Origin of the sequence: Pseudomonas sp. ABFPK (genome assembly GCF_001586765.1) — a bacterium.
Lineage (GTDB): Bacteria > Pseudomonadota > Gammaproteobacteria > Pseudomonadales > Pseudomonadaceae > Aquipseudomonas > Aquipseudomonas asiatica.
The window spans coordinates 37,332-56,378 of record NZ_LQXW01000015.1 but is presented as its reverse complement, the minus strand read 5'-3'; the positions used below and the strand labels follow the sequence as shown (position 1 = coordinate 56,378).

Annotated in this window: 17 protein-coding genes; 14 read left to right on the top strand and 3 right to left on the bottom strand. The window is 62.9% G+C overall.

Annotated features, from left to right (window positions below; all coding sequences use genetic code 11):
* Positions 1 to 108 precede the first annotated feature (108 nt).
* From tilS to ispD, 6 genes are all read left to right on the top strand, one after another.
* Positions 109 to 1,392, top strand: coding sequence for a tRNA lysidine(34) synthetase TilS (tilS, locus tag WM94_RS12335; protein ID WP_061551304.1), 1,284 nt, complete (start codon positions 109 to 111; stop codon positions 1,390 to 1,392).
* Positions 1,393 to 1,661: 269 nt separating this feature from the next.
* Positions 1,662 to 3,290 carry a CTP synthase gene (locus WM94_RS12330; protein WP_004375437.1) on the top strand — a complete coding sequence of 543 codons (1,629 nt, stop codon included), beginning with the start codon at positions 1,662 to 1,664 and terminating at the stop codon, positions 3,288 to 3,290.
* Positions 3,291 to 3,293: 3 nt separating this feature from the next.
* Complete coding sequence (gene kdsA / locus WM94_RS12325; RefSeq protein ID WP_061551303.1) at positions 3,294 to 4,139, top strand: 3-deoxy-8-phosphooctulonate synthase; 846 nt, start codon at positions 3,294 to 3,296, stop codon at positions 4,137 to 4,139.
* 153 nt (positions 4,140 to 4,292) lie between these two features.
* Complete coding sequence (eno, locus tag WM94_RS12320) at positions 4,293 to 5,582, top strand: phosphopyruvate hydratase (RefSeq protein ID WP_015269203.1); 1,290 nt, start codon at positions 4,293 to 4,295, stop codon at positions 5,580 to 5,582.
* Positions 5,583 to 5,749: 167 nt separating this feature from the next.
* Complete coding sequence (gene ftsB / locus WM94_RS12315; protein WP_004375443.1) at positions 5,750 to 6,031, top strand: cell division protein FtsB; 282 nt, start codon at positions 5,750 to 5,752, stop codon at positions 6,029 to 6,031.
* Complete coding sequence (gene ispD / locus WM94_RS12310; RefSeq protein WP_039614791.1) at positions 6,028 to 6,735, top strand: 2-C-methyl-D-erythritol 4-phosphate cytidylyltransferase; 708 nt, start codon at positions 6,028 to 6,030, stop codon at positions 6,733 to 6,735. Before ftsB ends, ispD begins: the two co-directional genes overlap by 4 nt.
* A 132-nt stretch (positions 6,736 to 6,867) precedes the next feature.
* Here ispD and WM94_RS12305 read toward each other — a convergent pair whose 3' ends face one another.
* Positions 6,868 to 7,764 (bottom strand): LysR substrate-binding domain-containing protein, encoded by an 897-nt coding sequence (locus tag WM94_RS12305; protein ID WP_015269205.1) that lies wholly within the window; start codon positions 7,762 to 7,764, stop codon positions 6,868 to 6,870.
* A gap of 107 nt (positions 7,765 to 7,871) precedes the next feature.
* Here WM94_RS12305 and WM94_RS12300 point away from each other — a divergent pair, with 107 nt between their 5' ends.
* The 8 genes from WM94_RS12300 (at position 7,872) to rpoS (ending at position 15,179) form a co-directional block, all read left to right on the top strand.
* Complete coding sequence (locus WM94_RS12300) at positions 7,872 to 8,984, top strand: S-(hydroxymethyl)glutathione dehydrogenase/class III alcohol dehydrogenase (RefSeq protein WP_039614790.1); 1,113 nt, start codon at positions 7,872 to 7,874, stop codon at positions 8,982 to 8,984.
* Positions 8,985 to 8,992: 8 nt separating this feature from the next.
* Positions 8,993 to 9,847 carry an S-formylglutathione hydrolase gene (gene fghA / locus WM94_RS12295; RefSeq protein WP_039614789.1) on the top strand — a complete coding sequence of 285 codons (855 nt, stop codon included), beginning with the start codon at positions 8,993 to 8,995 and terminating at the stop codon, positions 9,845 to 9,847.
* A gap of 201 nt (positions 9,848 to 10,048) precedes the next feature.
* Positions 10,049 to 10,522: a 2-C-methyl-D-erythritol 2,4-cyclodiphosphate synthase gene (gene ispF / locus WM94_RS12290; protein ID WP_015269207.1), complete on the top strand. Its 474-nt coding sequence runs from the start codon at positions 10,049 to 10,051 to the stop codon at positions 10,520 to 10,522.
* Positions 10,519 to 11,577 (top strand): tRNA pseudouridine(13) synthase TruD, encoded by a 1,059-nt coding sequence (gene truD, locus WM94_RS12285; RefSeq protein WP_061551302.1) that lies wholly within the window; start codon positions 10,519 to 10,521, stop codon positions 11,575 to 11,577. Before ispF ends, truD begins: the two co-directional genes overlap by 4 nt.
* Positions 11,565 to 12,314: a 5'/3'-nucleotidase SurE gene (gene surE / locus WM94_RS12280; RefSeq protein WP_013971274.1), complete on the top strand. Its 750-nt coding sequence runs from the start codon at positions 11,565 to 11,567 to the stop codon at positions 12,312 to 12,314. Before truD ends, surE begins: the two co-directional genes overlap by 13 nt.
* A gap of 35 nt (positions 12,315 to 12,349) precedes the next feature.
* Positions 12,350 to 12,988, top strand: a complete 639-nt coding sequence (locus tag WM94_RS12275) for a protein-L-isoaspartate(D-aspartate) O-methyltransferase (RefSeq protein WP_015269209.1) — start codon at positions 12,350 to 12,352, stop codon at positions 12,986 to 12,988.
* A 217-nt stretch (positions 12,989 to 13,205) separates the two neighbouring features.
* Positions 13,206 to 14,063, top strand: a complete 858-nt coding sequence (locus WM94_RS12270) for a peptidoglycan DD-metalloendopeptidase family protein (protein WP_023662488.1) — start codon at positions 13,206 to 13,208, stop codon at positions 14,061 to 14,063.
* 108 nt (positions 14,064 to 14,171) lie between these two features.
* The gene (rpoS, locus tag WM94_RS12265; protein ID WP_013971277.1) at positions 14,172 to 15,179 is read left to right on the top strand and encodes an RNA polymerase sigma factor RpoS; all 1,008 of its coding nucleotides are present in this window, start codon (positions 14,172 to 14,174) and stop codon (positions 15,177 to 15,179) included.
* Positions 15,180 to 15,795: 616 nt separating this feature from the next.
* Here rpoS and fdxA read toward each other — a convergent pair.
* Positions 15,796 to 16,119 carry a ferredoxin FdxA gene (gene fdxA / locus WM94_RS12260; protein WP_004375459.1) on the bottom strand — a complete coding sequence of 108 codons (324 nt, stop codon included), beginning with the start codon at positions 16,117 to 16,119 and terminating at the stop codon, positions 15,796 to 15,798.
* Positions 16,120 to 16,259: 140 nt separating this feature from the next.
* Positions 16,260 to 18,833, bottom strand: coding sequence for a DNA mismatch repair protein MutS (gene mutS, locus WM94_RS12255; protein ID WP_061551329.1), 2,574 nt, complete (start codon positions 18,831 to 18,833; stop codon positions 16,260 to 16,262).
* Between the last annotated feature and the right edge of the window lie 214 nt (positions 18,834 to 19,047).

Here is a 19,047-nt window from a genome sequence, read left to right as displayed (position 1 = left end):
TCGCGGGTGAACCCGCTCCCACAGGTACTGCGCAGCCCTCTGAAACGGCGCGATCCCTGTGGGAGCGGGTTCACCCGCGAATGCATTCTCGAATTGAGTGCGGGTTCGATGATCAACCTCACCCCTTGGCTCAACGCCCCAGCCTGGTACATCGCCTTCTCCGGCGGCCTCGATTCCACCGTCCTCCTGCACCTGCTGGCCGACTACGCCCGCAATCACGCATCCCCTCCATTGCGCGCCATCCACGTCCACCACGGCCTGCAACCCGCCGCCGATGCCTGGCCCGCCCACTGCCAAACCGTCTGCGACAATCTCGGCATCGAACTCCAGGTCATCCATGTCCAGGTCACCCCCGGCGCCAGCCTCGAACAGGCTGCCCGCGACGCCCGCTATGCTGCCTTCAGGCAAGCCGTCGGCCCAGGCGACATCCTGTTCACCGGCCAGCACCGCGACGACCAGGCCGAAACCCTGCTGTTCCGCCTGCTGCGCGGCGCAGGCCTGCGTGGCATGGCTGCAATGCCGGGGCAGCGGGCGCTAGGGCAGGGCAGCCTGGTCAGGCCGTTGCTGGGCTGTTCCCGCCAGCAACTGCAGGACCACGCCCAGGTCAATGGGCTGGCCTGGATCGAAGATCCGACGAACGCTGACACACAATTTGCCCGCAACTACCTGCGCAGCGAAGTCTTTCCGCTGCTTCGGCAACGTTGGCCGCAGGCCAGCCAGAACCTGGCCCGCGCCGCCGAGCACCTGAGCGAAGCCCAAGGCCTGCTGGACGAGCTTGCCCAGGACGACCTGGCGCTCGCCAGGGAGGGCGCGCCGGTGGCTTGGCCGGGGCTGGACTCCCTCGACCTGGCTACCCTGGTGGCACTGTCGCCGGCCCGTCAGCGCAATGCCCTGCAGTACTGGCTGAGCCGCCGTACCCGCCTGCCCGACACCCGACACTGGGCCGGCTGGGCGGACCTGCGCGATGCCGCCGCCGATGCCCGGCCCGCCTGGCAGCTTGCCGATGGGCAGTTGCTGCGCAGTCATGGCCGCATCTGGTGGTTGAGTGGTGACTGGCTGCAGCTGCCCGTCGGCGAACTGCCCTGGGCCGATCCCGCCAAGCCTTTGCTGTTGCCGGGTAACGGCAGGGTGCGTCTTGTTGGCGCAGCGCCGCTGGACGGCTTGCGCATTGCCTACCGCCAGGGCGGTGAAGTGCTGGATGTCCCCGGCCGCGGCCGACGCGACCTCAAGCGCCTGTTAAACGAACTGCAGGTGCCGCTTTTCCTGCGCCCGCGCCTGCCACTGCTGTACCAGGGCGAACGCTTGCTGGCGGTGGCCAACCTGCCCGGGCTGGTGCAGGCTGATTGCCAGCTGTCCTGGCAGTTGCCGACGAACGCGCAAGGTTTGAGCTGAAGGGTACATTCGGGTAGACTACCCTCCCTTCTTGATACAGCTTCTGTGGGTTCCGCGAAAACACAGGAGTTGCCGATTACCAAGCAGTTTTTTGCTGGGCTGATTCTGGAAATGACGAGCGAGCTCCATGCCGGGGATACCCCTGGTCTGTACAGACGCGGCAGTTTTTCGAGATGCACTGTGATTGACGCAGGTGATCGGGGGCTTCGGCCTTCCTTCGCTTTCTCCGGCGGCGCTGGCCGCCTTAACGCAGACTTCTAGGGTTTTTCATGACGCGCTACATATTCGTCACGGGCGGTGTTGTTTCTTCATTGGGGAAAGGCATTGCCTCGGCTTCCCTGGCGGCCATCCTGGAAGCGCGGGGCCTGAAGGTCACCATGCTCAAGCTGGATCCGTACATCAACGTCGATCCGGGCACCATGAGCCCGTTCCAGCACGGTGAAGTGTTCGTCACCCACGATGGCGCCGAGACCGACCTCGACCTGGGCCACTACGAGCGGTTCATCCGCACCACCATGACCCAGAACAACAACTTCACCACCGGCCGCATCTACGAGCACGTACTGCGCAAGGAACGTCGTGGTGACTACCTGGGCGCGACCATCCAGGTCATCCCGCACATCACCGATGAAATCAAGCGTCGCATCATCAAGGGCGCCGGCGATGCCGACGTGGCCCTGGTGGAAATCGGCGGTACCGTCGGTGACATCGAGTCGCAGCCGTTCCTCGAAGCCATCCGCCAGCTGCGCGTCGAAGTGGGCTCCAAGCGCGCCATGCTGATGCACCTGACCCTGGTCCCGTACATCGCCACCGCTGGCGAGACCAAGACCAAGCCGACCCAGCACTCGGTCAAGGAGCTGCGCTCCATCGGCCTGCAGCCTGACGTGCTGATCTGCCGCTCCGACCACCCGGTCGATGCCTCGTCGCGTCGCAAGATCGCGCTGTTCACCAACGTTGAAGAGCGTGCGGTGATCTCGCTGGAAGACGTCGACACCATCTACAAGATCCCGGGCGTGCTGCACGCACAGGGCCTGGACGATTTCGTCGTCGAGCGTTTCGGTCTGCAGTGCAATGGCGCCGACCTGTCCGAGTGGGACAAGGTGGTCGATGCCAAGCTCAACCCTGAGCACGAAGTGACCATCGCCATGGTCGGCAAGTACATGGAGCTGCTGGATGCGTACAAGTCGCTGATCGAAGCGATGAGCCACGCCGGCATCACCAACCGCACCAAGGTCAACCTGCGCTACATCGACTCGGAAGACATCGAGAACCAGGGCACCAGCCTGCTCGAAGGCGCCGATGCCATCCTGGTGCCGGGCGGTTTCGGCCTGCGCGGCGTGGAAGGCAAGATCACCGCGGTGCAATACGCCCGTGAGAACAAGGTGCCGTACCTGGGTATCTGCCTGGGCATGCAGGTGGCCGTGATCGAATTCGCCCGTAACGTGATGGGCTGGAAGGACGCCAACTCCACCGAGTTCGACCGCAACAGCGGCCACCCGGTAGTCGGCCTGATCACCGAGTGGGCCGATGCCACCGGTGCCGTCGAAACCCGCAGCGAAGCCTCCGACCTGGGCGGTACCATGCGACTGGGCGCACAGGACTGCCAGCTGGCGGCCGGTTCCAAGGTGCACGATTGCTACGGCAAGGACGTGATCACCGAGCGTCACCGCCATCGCTACGAAGTGAACAACAACCTGCTGCCGCAACTGATCGATGCCGGCCTGGTGGTTTCCGGCCGCTCTGAAGACGGCGCGCTGGTGGAAGTGGTGGAGTCCAAGGACCACCCATGGTTCGTCGCCTGCCAGTTCCACCCGGAATTCACCTCGACCCCGCGTGACGGCCACCCGCTGTTCAGCGGCTTCGTCAAGGCAGCCCTGGCTCAGAAGAACAAGGCCTGATCAATGACCCAGAAGATCATTCGCGTCGGTAACATCGAGATAGCCAACGACAAGCTGTTCGTCCTGTTCGGCGGCATGAACGTCCTGGAGTCCCGTGACCTGGCAATGAAGGTCTGCGAAGAGTACGTGCGGGTGACCGAGAAGCTCGGTATCCCGTACGTGTTCAAGGCCAGCTTCGACAAGGCCAACCGTTCGTCGGTGACCTCGTACCGTGGCCCGGGCATGGAAGAGGGGCTGAAGATCTTCGAAGAGATCAAGCGCACCTTCAACGTGCCGGTCATCACCGACGTGCACGAGCCTTATCAGGCCGAGCCTGTAGCCAAGGTGTGCGACATCATCCAGCTGCCGGCCTTCCTGTCGCGGCAGACCGACCTGGTGGTGGCCATGGCCAAGACCGGCGCAGTGATCAACATCAAGAAGGCCCAGTTCCTCGCGCCCCAGGAAATGAAACACATCCTGACCAAGTGCGAAGAGGCCGGTAACGACCAGTTGATTCTCTGCGAGCGTGGTTCGAGCTTCGGCTACAACAACCTGGTGGTGGACATGCTCGGCTTCGGCATCATGAAGAAGTTCGAGTACCCGGTGTTCTTCGACGTGACCCACGCCCTGCAGATGCCGGGTGGTCGCGCCGATTCCGCCGGTGGTCGCCGCGCCCAGGTCACCGACCTGGCCAAGGCCGGCATGAGCCAAGGCCTGGCAGGGCTGTTCCTCGAAGCACACCCCGATCCGGACAACGCCAAGTGCGATGGCCCATGTGCCCTGCGCCTGGACAAACTGGAGCCATTCCTGGCCCAGCTCAAGCAACTGGACGACCTGGTGAAAAGTTTTCCGACGGTAGAAACCGCGTAAAGCTCAATTCTCGGGTAAAGTACCGTCCGATCCACCCCTGACCAGTCGGTCAGGGGTTCCCTTCACCCGGCCTGCCCACTGCAATTCCGCCCGGTGAACGGCAAGAATTCCCTAAGCTAAGTTGTTTTCGTCAATTCTGGAGTGCTTACAACAATGGCAAAAATCGTCGACATCAAAGGTCGTGAAGTTCTCGATTCGCGTGGCAACCCCACCGTGGAAGCCGATGTACTGCTCGACAACGGCATCATCGGCAGCGCCTGCGCGCCGTCCGGTGCTTCCACTGGCTCGCGCGAAGCGCTGGAGCTGCGTGATGGCGACAAGAGCCGTTACCTGGGCAAGGGCGTGCTGAAGGCTGTCGCCAACATCAACGGCCCGATCCGTGACCTGCTGCTGGGCAAGGACCCTGCCGACCAGAAGGCCCTGGACCGCGCCATGATCGAGCTGGACGGTACCGAGAACAAGGCCAAGCTGGGCGCCAATGCCATCCTGGCCGTTTCCCTGGCTGCCGCCAAGGCCGCTGCCCAGGACCAGGACCTGCCGCTGTACGCGCACATCGCCAACCTGAACGGCACCCCTGGCCAGTACTCGATGCCGGTACCGATGATGAACATCATCAACGGTGGCGAGCACGCCGACAACAACGTCGACATCCAGGAGTTCATGGTACAGCCGGTTGGCGCCAAGACCTTCTCCGACGGCCTGCGCATGGGTACCGAAATCTTCCACCACCTCAAAGCCGTGCTCAAGGCCCGTGGCCTGAACACCGCCGTTGGTGACGAAGGTGGTTTCGCCCCTAACCTGGCTTCCAACGAAGACGCCCTGGGCGCCATCGCCGAAGCTGTCGAGAAAGCCGGCTACAAGCTGGGCACCGACGTGACCCTGGCCCTGGACTGCGCGGCTTCCGAGTTCTACGAAGACGGCAAGTACAACCTGTCCGGCGAAGGCAAGTCGTTCGACGCCGAAGGCTTTGCCGAGTACCTGAAAGGCCTGACCGAGCGCTTCCCGATCATCTCGATCGAAGACGGCCTGGACGAGTCCGACTGGGCTGGCTGGAAGATCCTCACCGACAAGATCGGCACCAAGGTGCAGCTGGTTGGCGACGACCTGTTCGTGACCAACACCAAGATCCTCAAGGAAGGCATCGAGAAGGGCATCGGTAACTCGATCCTGATCAAGTTCAACCAGATCGGCTCGCTGACCGAAACCCTGGAAGCCATCCAGATGGCCAAGGCTGCTGGCTACACCGCGGTGATTTCGCACCGTTCCGGTGAAACCGAAGACTCGACCATTGCCGACCTGGCTGTGGGTACCGCTGCCGGCCAGATCAAGACTGGCTCGCTGTGCCGTTCCGACCGCGTTTCCAAGTACAACCAGCTGCTGCGCATTGAAGAGCAACTGGGTGCCAAAGCGGTTTACCGCGGTCGTGCCGAGTTTCGCGGCTAAGCAAGAGATGGTAAAAAGACAGCAGCCGGAGTTGTGGGAACGTTCGTACTGAACTTTCCTACATTTCAACGGGTTTCTGTCGACGAAGCCTGGCCTCGGCCAGGCTTCGTGCTATTCGAGGCCCGGAAGTAATAATAGCCGGCGGCCTTTTTAACCTGGATAACGTGATGCGCAGTCCCTATTGGTTGTTCCTCGTCCTGCTCCTGCTGCTGGGTGGCCTGCAGTACCGCCTGTGGGTGGGTAATGGCAGCCTGGCGCAAGTGACCGAGCTGAAGCAGCAGATTGCCGAGCAGCATGCCGAAAACGAGCGCTTGCTCGAGCGCAACCGTGTGCTCGATGCCGAAGTGCTGGAGCTGAAAAAAGGCATGGAGACCGTCGAAGAGCGGGCTCGCCACGAATTGGGAATGGTCAAAGAGGGCGAAACCCTCTTCCAGTTGCCACAGAAATGATCGAAACCTTACCGGCCTTCTGGGCCGTGATTCCTGCTGCGGGCGTCGGTGCCCGCATGGCTGCCGACCGCCCCAAGCAGTATCTGGAGCTGGCCGGGCAGACCATTCTCGAGCACAGCCTCGACTGTTTTCTTGGCCACCCTATGCTCAAGGGCGTGGTGGTCAGCATTGCCGAAGATGACCCGTACTGGCCTCGCCTGCGCTGCGCCAGCGACTCGCGCATCCAGCGCGCCGTGGGAGGGCGCGAGCGTGCCGACTCAGTGCTCAATGCATTGCTGATGCTGCATGCCCAAGGGGCGGCGGACAGCGACTGGGTGCTGGTGCATGATGCTGCGCGACCAAACCTGGCGCGCAGCGATCTGGACAAGCTGTTGTCGGAGCTGGCGGACGACCCGGTGGGTGGCCTGCTGGCGGTGCCGGCTCGCGATACCCTCAAGCGGGCCGATGCTGATGGCCGGGTGGGCGCTACCGTAGACCGCAGTACCATCTGGCAGGCCTATACACCGCAGATGTTCCGCCTTGGGGCGTTGCATCAGGCGCTGGCCGAGTGCCTTGTGTCGGATGTGCTGGTGACCGACGAGTCCTCTGCCATCGAGTGGTCCGGCCAGGCGCCGCGGCTGGTCGAAGGGCGCAGCGACAACATCAAGGTGACCCGGCCGGAAGACCTGGAGTGGTTGCGCCAGCGTTGGGCAGGGCGCCGCTGAATTTCTTGCTCCTGTGCCGGCCTCTTCGCGGGTAAACCCGCTCCCACAGGTATCGCACATCCCTTCAGGTTTGCGCTGTACCTGTGGGAGCGGGTTTACCCGCGAAGAGGCCAGACCAGCCAGCACAAGGTTTCAGTTCAAGCGATACTCCGGCAACCCCGCCAACCCTTCTTTCAGGTAATCCACCAGCCGCCGTACCTTCGGCGACAGGTGCCGCTGCTGCGGATACAGCGCCCACACCGCGGTATTCGGTGGCTGGTGCGCCTCAAGCAACGACACCAGCGCACCACTGTTCAAGTGCTCCAGCACGTAGTAATCCGGCAACTGGCACAACCCCATCCCCTGCAGCGCTGCGTCCAGCACTGCCTGCCCGCTGTTGCAACGCCAGTTGCCCTGGACTCGCTGGCTGATCTCGCGGCCGTCCTGCTGTAGCGCCCACAAATCCGAACTGCCTACCAGGCAGTTGTGCCGCGCCAGTTCCGACAGGCTGTGCGGCCGACCATAACGTTCCAGGTAGGCCGGCGAAGCGCACAGGTACATGCGCCGGGGTGCCAGGCGGGTTGCCACCAGTCGTGAGTCGGCCAGCCGGCCCAGGCGGATGGCCAGGTCCATGCCTTCATGCACCAGGTCGAGGGTATGGTTGCTCAGTTCCACATCCACCCGCAGCTGCGGGTACAGCGCCATGAACCGCGTCACCAGCGGCACGATGAAACGCTCGCCGTAGGCCACCGCGCAGGTCATGCGCAGCAGCCCCTTGGGCTCGCTGGCCAGATCGCCCATGGCGCGTAGAGCTTCCTCGCGGCCATCCTGCAGGCGCTGGCAGTGCTGCAGGAATGTCTGCCCGGCCTCGCTCAGGGTCACCCGCCGGGTACTGCGGTACAACAGGCGCGTCTGCAGCCGCTCCTCCAGCCGGGCGATCTGCCGGCTGATGTGCGATGAGGAAACGCCCAGGCGCTCGGCGGCTGCAGTGAACTGGCCCGACTCGGCCACGGCGACGAACTCGTCGATGCCCTCCCAGCGGCTGCTCATTGATTATCCCTGTATGGCAATAATGTTTTGTCTTTACCTGGATTATTCATCAAAAGGTGGTGAATTACACTGCCAGACTGAATCGACCCTCTGTCTGGAGACCTTTGATGATCAAGTCCCGTGCTGCCGTAGCCTTCGAAGCCAAGAAACCCCTGGAAATCGTCGAAGTCGACGTGGCCATGCCCAAGGCCGGTGAAGTGCTGCTGCGCGTGGTCGCCAGCGGTGTCTGCCACACCGACGCCTACACTCTGTCGGGCGCCGACCCGGAGGGCATCTTCCCGTCGATCCTCGGTCACGAAGGTGGCGCGATCGTCGAGGCGATAGGCGAGGGCGTCACCTCGGTCGCCGTCGGTGACCACGTCATTCCGCTGTACACCCCGGAATGCGGCAAGTGCAAGTTCTGCCTCTCGGGCAAGACCAACCTTTGCCAGGCCATCCGCGCCACCCAGGGCAAGGGCCTGATGCCGGACGGCACCACGCGCTTCTCCTACAAAGGTCAGCAGCTGTTCCACTACATGGGTACCTCGACCTTCTCCGAGTACACCGTGCTGCCGGAAATCTCCGTGGCCAAGATCCAGAAAGAAGCGCCGCTGGAAAAGGTCTGCCTGCTGGGTTGTGGCGTCACCACCGGTATCGGCGCGGTGCTCAACACCGCCAAGGTCAAGCCGGGTGACACCGTGGCCATCTTCGGTCTGGGCGGCATCGGCCTGTCGGCAGTGATTGGTGCGGTCAAGGCAAAGGCGTCGCGCATCATTGCCATCGACATCAACCCTGCCAAGTTCGAGATCGCCCGTCAGCTGGGGGCCACCGACTGCATCAACCCGAAAGACTACGACCGCCCGATCCAGGAAGTGATCGTCGACCTCACCGACGGCGGCGTGGACTTCTCGTTCGAGTGCATCGGCAACGTGCAGCTGATGCGTGCTGCGCTGGAATGCTGCCACAAGGGCTGGGGTGAGTCGGTGATTATCGGCGTGGCCGGTGCCGGCCAGGAAATCGCCACCCGTCCGTTCCAGCTGGTTACCGGTCGCGTATGGCGTGGTTCGGCGTTCGGTGGCGTGCGTGGTCGCAGCGAGCTGCCGAGCTACGTGGAAATGTCCGAGAAGGGCGAGATCCCGCTGGATACCTTCATCACCCACACCATGGGCCTGGAAGACATCAACAAGGCCTTCGACCTGATGCATGAAGGCAAGAGCATCCGCAGCGTCATCCACTTCTGAGGTTTGCCATGAGCCTGGATAACATCTCCTGCCAGAAGAGCTTCGGCGGCTGGCACAAGCGTTACCGGCATCACTCCAAGGTGCTGGGTTGCGACATGGTGTTCGCCGTCTACCTGCCGCCGCAGGCCGAACAGGGCGAAAAGCTGCCGGTGCTGTACTGGCTCAGCGGCCTAACCTGCACCGACGAGAACTTCATGCAGAAGGCCGGTGCCCAGCGCCTGGCCGCGGAGCTTGGGTTGATCATCGTCGCCCCCGACACCAGCCCGCGTGGCGAGCAGGTGCCGGGCGACCCGGACGGTGGCTGGGACTTCGGCCTGGGTGCCGGGTTCTACCTCAATGCCACTCAGCAGCCCTGGGCCCAGCACTACCGCATGCACGACTATGTCGTGGAGGAGTTGCCCGCGTTGATCGAGGCGCACTTCCCGGCTTCGGGCGAGCGCAGCATCAGTGGCCACTCCATGGGCGGGCATGGCGCGCTGGTGTGCGCCTTGCGCAACCCGGGGCGCTACCGCTCGGTGTCGGCGTTCTCGCCGATCAGCAACCCGATGGATTGCCCGTGGGGCGAGAAAGCCTTCAGCCGCTACCTGGGTGAAGACCGTGCGCGCTGGCGCGAGTGGGATGCCAGCGTGCTGCTGGCCGAGGCTCCGGCCGGCGAATGCCCGCCGTTGCTGGTGGACCAGGGCGACCGTGACGACTTCCTCGAAAAGCAGCTCAAGCCTGAAGCGCTGGAGCAGGCGGCACGCAAAGGTGGGCATGAACTGACCCTGCGCCTGCAGCCTGGCTATGACCACAGCTACTACTTCATCGCCAGCTTCATCGAGGAGCACCTGCGTCATCATGCGGTGGCCTTGGGGCGGGTGTAAGGCGTAGCTGCGCGATCGCCTGCAGGAGCAGCCTTGTGCTGCGAATGGGCTGCGAAGCAGACCCTGGGTCTAACGCTATCGCCGATATTGCCGGGGCCGCTTTGCGGCCCATTCGCAGCACTAGGCTGCTCCTACAACGACGGCCCCAATACCGGTTAAAGCAGGTAGAATCACGCCCTGACTCATTCAGGGCGTTTTTCTATGCGTATTGGCCACGGCTACGATGTGCACCGTTTCTGCGACGGTGATTTCATTACCCTGGGCGGGGTGCGTATCCCCCACAAATACGGCCTCCTGGCCCACTCCGATGGCGACGTGCTGCTGCACGCCCTGAGCGATGCCTTGCTGGGCGCGGCAGCGCTGGGTGACATCGGCAAGCATTTCCCTGACACTGACCCGCAGTTCAAGGGCGCCGACAGCCGTGTTCTGCTGCGTCATGTGGTCGGCATCGTCCAGGCCAAGGGCTGGAAGGTCGGCAACATCGACGCCACCATCGTCGCCCAGGCGCCGAAGATGGCCCCGCACATCGAAACCATGCGCAAGCTGATCGCCGAAGATCTGCAGGTTGAACTCGACCAGGTCAACGTCAAGGCTACCACCACCGAGAAACTGGGCTTCACCGGCCGCGAGGAGGGCATCGCCGTGCATTCGGTAGCCCTGCTGCTGCCAGCATGACGGAACTTGAACTGCTGGGCCCGCGTGCATCGGGTGAACCACTGGGTACCGCCGTTCTCAAGGCAGTGGCCGAAGATTTCCAGGTCGACGAAGTACTGGACATCCCGCTGTCGGGACAGGGCGAGCACTTGTGGTTGTGGGTCGAAAAGCGTGACCTGAACACCGAGGAGGCGGCCCGTCGGCTGGCCCGTGCCGCTGGGGTGCCGGTGCGCACGATCAGCTACGCCGGCCTCAAGGACCGCCAGGCCCTGACCCGCCAATGGTTCAGCCTGCACCTGCCCGGCAAGGCCGACCCGGACCTGTCGCGTGCCGAGGATGCCAGCCTGCGTGTGCTCAAGCAGGTGCGCCACCAGCGCAAGCTGCAGCGCGGTGCGCATTCGGCCAACGGCTTCACGCTGCGCCTGACTGCCCTGGCTGCCGATCACCAGGCGGTGGATGCGCGCCTGGAACAGCTCAAGCAGTACGGTGTGCCGAATTATTTCGGCACCCAGCGCTTCGGCCACGGTGGCGGCAACGTTCACGACGCTCTTGATTGGGCCGCACGCAATGCCTTGCCCGAACAGCGCAACGTGCGTTCGCGGTTGCTCTCGGCCGGGCGCAGCTACCTGTTCAACCAGGTGCTGGCAGCCCGTGTTGCCGACGGCAGCTGGGCGCGTGCGCAGGTGGGCGACCTGTTGGCGTTCACCACGAGTCGTAGCTTCTTTCCTGCTGGGGAGTCGGAATGTTCCGATCCTCGGCTCGCGATTCTTGACCTGCATCCGACCGGCCCGCTGTGGGGGGCAGGCGATTCGCCGGCTACGGGGAGTACTGCGCAACAAGAGGATGCGATCGCCGCACAGCAGCCGGCACTTTGCCAGTGGCTGGCCCTGGCGGGCATGGATCACGAACGACGCATTCTGCGGCTCCCTATTGGCGGTCTTACGTGGCATTATCCCGAGCCTGATATCCTGCAACTGGAATTCGTCCTTCCGGCCGGATGTTTCGCCACCGTGGTGGTGCGCGAAATCGTGGATCTGGTGTCGGCGGGGCAGACGGACAGCTCATGCGTATTCTGATTTCGAACGACGACGGTGTTACCGCACCCGGCATCGCCGCGCTGCATGCTGCGCTGGTGGATTACGCCGAGTGCGTGGTTATTGCCCCGGATCAAGACAAGAGCGGCGCCAGCAGTTCGCTGACGCTGGACCGGCCACTGCACCCGCAGACCTTGGCCAATGGCTTCATCAGCCTCAACGGCACGCCGACCGACTGCGTGCACCTGGGGCTCAATGGGCTGTTGCCACAGGCGCCGGACATGGTTGTGTCGGGGATCAACCTCGGTGCCAACCTGGGTGACGATGTGCTCTATTCGGGCACGGTCGCGGCCGCGTTGGAAGGCCGTTTCCTCGGCGGTACCTCGCTGGCGTTTTCGCTGTTGTCGCGCCAGCCGGACAACCTGCCCACCGCGGCCCACATCGCCCGCCGCCTGGTCGAGGCTCAGTCGCGCCTGGCCTTGCCACCGCGCACCGTGCTCAACGTCAATATCCCCAACCTGCCGCTGGAGCACATTCGTGGCATCCAGCTCACCCGCCTCGGTCACCGGGCGCGGGCGGCGGCGCCGACCAAGGTGGTCAACCCACGCGGCAAGGAAGGCTACTGGATCGCTGTCGCCGGGGATGCCGAGGACGGTGGCCCGGGGACCGACTTCCACGCGGTGATGCAAGGCTATGTATCGATCACTCCGCTGCAGCTCGACCGCACCTTCAGTGATGCCTTCGAGCAGCTCGACGGTTGGCTGGAGGGCCTGCTCTGATGCGCGAGGACGATATGCTGCGGCGTGGCATCGGCATGACCTCCCAGCGCACCCGGGAGCGGCTGATCCAGCGCCTGTGCGAGGAGGGCGTTTCGAACACCAAGGTGCTCGACGTCATCCGTCGTACCCCGCGCCACCTGTTTGTCGACGAGGCGCTGGCGCATCGCGCCTACGAAGACACCGCTCTGCCGATCGGCCACAACCAGACGATCTCGCAACCGTTCATGGTTGCCCACATGAGTGAACTGCTGCTCGAGGCCGGGCCGCTGGACAAGGTGCTGGAGATCGGCACCGGCTCGGGCTACCAGACGGCAATCCTGGCCCAGTTGGTCGAGCGGGTGTTCTCGGTGGAACGCATCAAGGTGTTGCAGGACCGGGCCAAGGAGCGCCTGGTGGAACTGAACCTGCGCAACGTGGTGTTCCGCTGGGGGGATGGTTGCGAAGGCTGGCCGGCGCTGGCGCCGTACAACGGCATCATCGTCACCGCCGTAGCGCCGGAAGTGCCGCAGGCACTGCTCGACCAGCTTGCGCCGGGTGGTCGTATGGTGATTCCGGTGGGCCCAGCCGGCGAAACCCAGCAGCTGATGCTGATCGTGCGCGAGGAGCATGGATTCTCCCGCCGCGTGCTGGGGGCCGTGCGCTTCGTACCGCTGCTCAACGGCCCGCTGGCCTGAACACTGCTGGTTCGAGTCGCGCGATATTTTTGCGCCAGCACCGAATTCTTGCTGCAACGCCCTGTCTATCTGGCGGGGTGAAGCGCTAGCGCACAGCGTGTTGCAAGGCTTTGCAGCAGTCTTTCACCAACCCTGCCAATGCGGGCGGGCTTGGTTATAATTGCAATAATATTGCATTTGTTGTCATTTCGTTTTCGGCACCATGAGGGGAGCGCGGGTGGGTCACACAGTCATTCGGCAGCGCAAGGACGGGTCGGGTTTCACGCTTCTGGTGATTGCACTGGCCATGGGCACGCTACTGGTAGGTTGCTCGAGCACCAGCAGCAACAGCGCGCGGGTGGTCGACCGCAACAACACCGTGCCCAAGCGCCCGGCGGTAACCACTGGGCAGTACATCGTCAAACCTGGCGATACGCTGTTCTCCATCGCCTTCCGTTATGGCTGGGACTACAAGGAGCTGGCTGCGCGCAACGGTATCGCGGCGCCTTACACCATTCGCCCGGGGCAAGCGATTCGTTTCAGCAGCGGCTCTACCGGCAGCACCACGGTGGTGTCCAGCCCGTCGTCGTCGAGCAAGACCACGGTCATCCGGCGGCCTGTGGGAAGCACCAGCACACCTCCTGGCAACACCAGCAAACCGGCCACGCCGGCAGCCTCCAGCAGCGCCCCGGTGGTCGCCACGGTGCCTGCCGCGGAGCGCGCGGTAGGTGGCTGGACCTGGCCCGCCAACGGCGTGCTGATTGGAAAATTCGCTTCAAACGGTAGTTTGAATAAAGGCATTGATATCGCCGGTGATTTGGGACAGCCTGTTTTTGCTGCGTCTGATGGTGCAGTGGTGTACGCCGGGAGTGGCTTGAGGGGCTACGGCGAACTGATCATCATCAAGCACAGCGATACCTACGTCAGTGCCTACGGCCATAACCGCAGGCTGTTGGTTCGGGAGGGGCAGCAGGTCAAGGCAGGGCAGTCGATTGCTGAAATGGGGTCCACGGGCACAGATCGGGTGAAGCTGCATTTCGAGATTCGCCGCCAGGGCAAACCCGTCGATCCGCTCCAGTTCCTGCCACGTCGTTGACCGTTGTACCCGGCCTGTTCCTGTGATGTAGAGGGGACAGGCTCCAGCGCTGCCAGGGAGATAGGTGCCGCTCGAGTCTGAGTTCGAACTCAGCAAAGGACTATAACAATGGCTCTCAGTAAAGAAGTGCCGGAGTTTGACATCGACGATGACCTGCTTCTGATGGAGACGGGTATCGTTTTGGAAACGGATGTGGTGTCAGACGAACCTGCTGTATCTTCGGTTCGGACGAGGGCCAAGTCGGGCTCTTCGCTCAAGCAACACAAGTACATCGATTACAGCCGGGCGCTCGATGCCACCCAGTTGTATCTCAACGAGATAGGATTCTCGCCTCTGCTTTCGCCGGAAGAGGAAGTGCACTTTGCGCGCCTGTCGCAAAAGGGCGACCCTGCCGGCCGCAAGCGCATGATCGAAAGCAACCTGCGCCTGGTTGTAAAAATTGCCCGTCGTTACGTGAACCGCGGCCTGTCGCTGCTCGACCTGATCGAGGAGGGCAACCTTGGGCTGATCCGTGCGGTCGAGAAGTTCGACCCGGAGCGTGGTTTCCGGTTCTCGACTTATGCGACCTGGTGGATTCGCCAGACCATTGAACGGGCGATCATGAACCAGACCCGCACCATTCGCCTGCCGATCCACGTGGTCAAGGAACTGAACGTCTACCTGCGCGCTGCGCGCGAGCTGACCCAGAAACTGGACCACGAACCCTCGCCAGAAGAAATCGCCACGCTGCTGGAGAAACCGGTCGCCGAGGTCAAGCGCATGCTCGGCCTGAACGAGCGGGTGTCTTCGGTGGATGTGTCGCTCGGCCCGGACTCGGACAAGACCCTGCTCGATACCCTGACTGACGACCGCCCGACCGACCCATGCGAACTGCTGCAGGATGATGACCTGTCGCAGAGCATCGACCAGTGGCTGGGCGAGTTGACCGACAAGCAGCGTGAAGTGGTGGTGCGCCGCTTTGGCTTGCGGGGGCATGAAAGTAGCACCTTGGAAGATGTCGGACTGGAGATTGGCCTGACCCGCGAACGGGTGCGGCAGATCCAGGTCGAGGGGCTCAAGCGTTTGCGCGAGATTCTCGAGAAGAACGGCCTGTCCAGTGAGTCGTTGTTCCAGTAGCGGAAGCCTGTAACACAAAGCGCCCCGATGATTTCGGGGCGTTTTTGTATGTGGCGATCAGAGGTGTCCCATTCAAAATTGCGGGGGCGCTTTGCGCGCCTTTCGCGACACAAGGCCGCTCCCACAGGTATTTCATCGCCTTTGAATGCACCACTATGCTGTGGGAGCGGCCTTGTGTCGCGAAAGGGCTGCAAAGCAGCCCCAAGACATTATGTACTGCGCTACCCCAGTAACATCGCGTGTAAGCCTTTGCTTACTTGTTCTGTAAGCCTTTTATGTACGCTTCAGTAAATCATTGTCGTATCCAGATCCTGCGTTTTCCCAACTTCTTGAAAATCCTGACTTATTCAGCTGTGAGGAAATGTGTCACCTGCAACACCCTGTGAGGTTTCGCGGTTGCCGGCCAGGCTCAAGTCGCTAGTATTCGAACTGTGCACAGGGACATGCACAGGCCTTCAGGAGGAAAGCCAGGGACATCGCAAGACGCGATTTCATCAGGATGATGTTTGGGACAAGCAGGGACTACGGAAAAAATGTGGGCGGGTCAAACCGCCCCTTTTTTTGCCTGCAGAAAACAAAAAAGGCCCCAAGGGGCCTTTTTAGTGTCCGGACGCTATCAGCGCTCCAGATCTGCAATCTTGCCAGTCTTGCCATCCCATTCCTCAGCGTCCGGCAGGGCGTCCTTACGCTCGGTGATGTTCGGCCAGATTTCCGCCAGTTCGGCGTTCAGCTCGATGAAGTTTTCCATGCCCGCAGGCACTTCGTCTTCCGAGAAGATGGCTTGCGCTGGGCATTCCGGCTCGCACAAGGCGCAGTCGATGCACTCGTCCGGATGGATGACCAGGAAGTTCGGGCCTTCGTAGAAGCAGTCCACCGGACAGACTTCCACGCAGTCGGTGTATTTGCATTTGATGCAGTTGTCGGTGACGACGAAGGTCATTTCTAATTTTCTCCTCAGGCGACGGCGGCGGCCCTTCCTCTCAGGGCCGCGCGGTTTACGGGTATGTGGCTGCAGGCCAGGCTAATAACCTGCAGCACCAGCAAACCGCGGCGGATTCTACCAGCTTGTAGTGGGCGCCGTTATAACAGGTTCTTTAGTTGATATAGCATTTCGATAGCTTGACGCGGGGTCATGTCGTCCAGCTGCAGCTTGCCCAGCTTCTCGATGGCCGGGTGTGGCAGGCTGGCGAACAGGTCGCTCTGGTGCGGGACCTGTGGCACGTCCTTGGCCTTTTGGGCCAGTGGTTGTTCATGCGGCAGGCTGGTGGTTTCCAGCCTCGCCAGGTGTTCACGGGCACGCTGGATGACGGCCGTCGGCACGCCGGCCAGCTGCGCCACGGCCAGGCCGTAGCTCTGGCTGGCAGGACCAGGCAGCACGTGGTGCAGGAATACGATGCGTTCGTTGTGTTCGGTGGCGTTCAGGTGCACGTTGGCCACCAGTGGCTCGCTTTCCGGCAGCACGGTGAGTTCGAAGTAGTGCGTGGCGAACAGCGTGTAGGCGCGCAGCTGGGCCAGGCGCTCTGCGGCGGCCCAGGCCAGCGACAGGCCGTCGAAGGTACTGGTGCCGCGGCCCACTTCATCCATCAGCACCAGGCTGCGGTCGGTGGCATTGTGCAAGATGTTGGCGGTTTCGCTCATCTCGACCATGAAGGTCGAGCGGCCGCCGGCCAGGTCGTCGCTGGAGCCGATGCGGGTGAAGATGCGGTCGACCAGCGACAGCTCGCAGCTGGCAGCCGGCACGAAGCTGCCGATATGCGCCAGCAGCACGATCAGGGCGGTCTGGCGCATGTAGGTGGACTTACCGCCCATGTTCGGGCCGGTGATGATCAGCATGCGCGTGCTGTTGTCCAGGCCCAGGTCGTTGGCCACGAACGGTGTGGTCAGTACCTGTTCCACCACTGGGTGACGGCCCTGCTCGATGCGCAGGCACGGCTCGTCTACGAAGCGTGGGCAGTTCAGGTCGAGGTTCAGTGCACGTTCGGCCAGGTTGCTGAGCACGTCCAGTTCGGCCAGGGCGGCGGCGCTGTCCTGCAGCGGTGCCAGGTGGCTGATCAGGGTTTCCAGCAGGGCATCGTAGAGCATCTTCTCGCGGGCCAGGGCGCGGCTCTTGGCCGACAGCGCCTTGTCCTCGAACGCCTTCAGCTCCGGGGTGATGAAGCGCTCGGCGCCCTTTAGGGTCTGACGGCGGATGTAGTCACCCGGGGCCTGCTCGGCCTGCTTGGTAGGCAGCTCGATGAAGTAGCCATGCACCCTGTTGTAGCCGACCTTGAGGTTGGCCAGGCCGGTGCGGGCCTTTTCCCGGGCTTCCAGGTCGATCAGGAACTGGCCGGCGTTTTCGCTGATCGCCAGCAGTTCGTCCAGTTCGTTGTCATAGCCGGCCTTGAGCACGCCGCCATCGCGGATCACCGCCGGCGGGTTGTCGATGATCGCCCGCTCCAGCAGGCTGGCCAGTTCGGGGTAGGTGCCGGTAATGGCGGCCAGGCGTGCCAGGTGCGGCGCCTCCAGTTCGGCCATGGCGTTCTGCAGTTCGGGCAGCGCGCCCAGGGCATCGCGCAGGCGTGCCAGGTCGCGTGGGCGGGCGTTGCGCAGGCCGATGCGGGCGAGAATCCGCTCGATATCGCCAATTTCCTTGAGTTGCGGCTGCAGCTTCTCGAAGCGGTAGCCGTCGAGCAGGCAGCGGATCGAGTCCTGGCGCGCCTGCAGCACCTTGAGATCGCGCAACGGACGGTTCAACCAGCGGCTCAGCAAACGGCTGGCCATGGCGGTCTGGCAGCGGTCGACCACCGACTGCAGGGTGTTGTCTCGGCCGCCGGCCAGGTTGATGTCCAGCTCCAGGTTGCGGCGGCTGGCACCGTCGAGAATGACCGTGTCGTCCAGGCGTTCGTGGCGCAGGCTGCGCAGGTGCGGCAGGGCGGTGCGCTGGGTTTCCTTGGCGTAGATCAGCAGGCAACCGGCGGCGCCGATGGCCAGGGTCAGCTTGTCGCAGCCAAAGCCCTTGAGGTCCTTGGTCGCGAACTGCTGGCACAGGGCCTTGCGCGCCGAGTCGCGGTCGAAGTCCCATGGCGCACGGCGACGGGCGCCCGGTCGTTTCTCGGCAGGCAGGTCGCGCGGCCAGTCGTCGGGGATCAACAGCTCGACCGGGTTGAGGCGCTCGAGCTCGGCCAGCAGGTTTTCCCAGCCCTTGATCTCCTGCACGCTGAAGTTGCCACTGGTGATGTCCAGTACGGCCAGGCCGAACAGGCGCTCGTCCCCGAGCAGCGCGGCAATCAGGTTGTCGCGACGCTCGTCGAGCAGGGCCTCGTCGCTGACCGTACCCGGGGTGATGATGCGCACCACCTGGCGTTCCACCGGGCCCTTGCTGGTGGCGGGGTCGCCAATCTGCTCGCAGATCACCACCGATTCGCCGAGCTTGACCAGCTTTGCCAGGTAGCCTTCCAGCGAATGGAACGGAATCCCGCACATGGGGATGGACTGGCCGGCCGACTGACCGCGCGCGGTCAGGGTGATGTCCAGCAGCTTTGCGGCTTTTTTCGCATCTTCGTAGAAGATCTCGTAGAAGTCGCCCATGCGGTAGAACATCAGCTGGTCCGGGTGCTGGTTCTTCAGCTTCCAGTACTGCTGCATCATCGGGGTGTGTGCGGAGAAGTCGGAAATAGCTTTATTCATCAAGGGCTTAGAAAGTAGGTCTCAATATTGTGGGGCAAATTGGGGCGTTCTGTGTTGCATGCGCGACGCCGAGACCCACCGGATTTTCAAGCCGCATAGGTTAACACGGCTACCCGGCGGGCTGTACCTGCAAGTCCGGCGAGTGCACAGGGATGCGCTGAAGGCAGGTTGACATCATGGTGCCTCCATGGAGAATTACCTG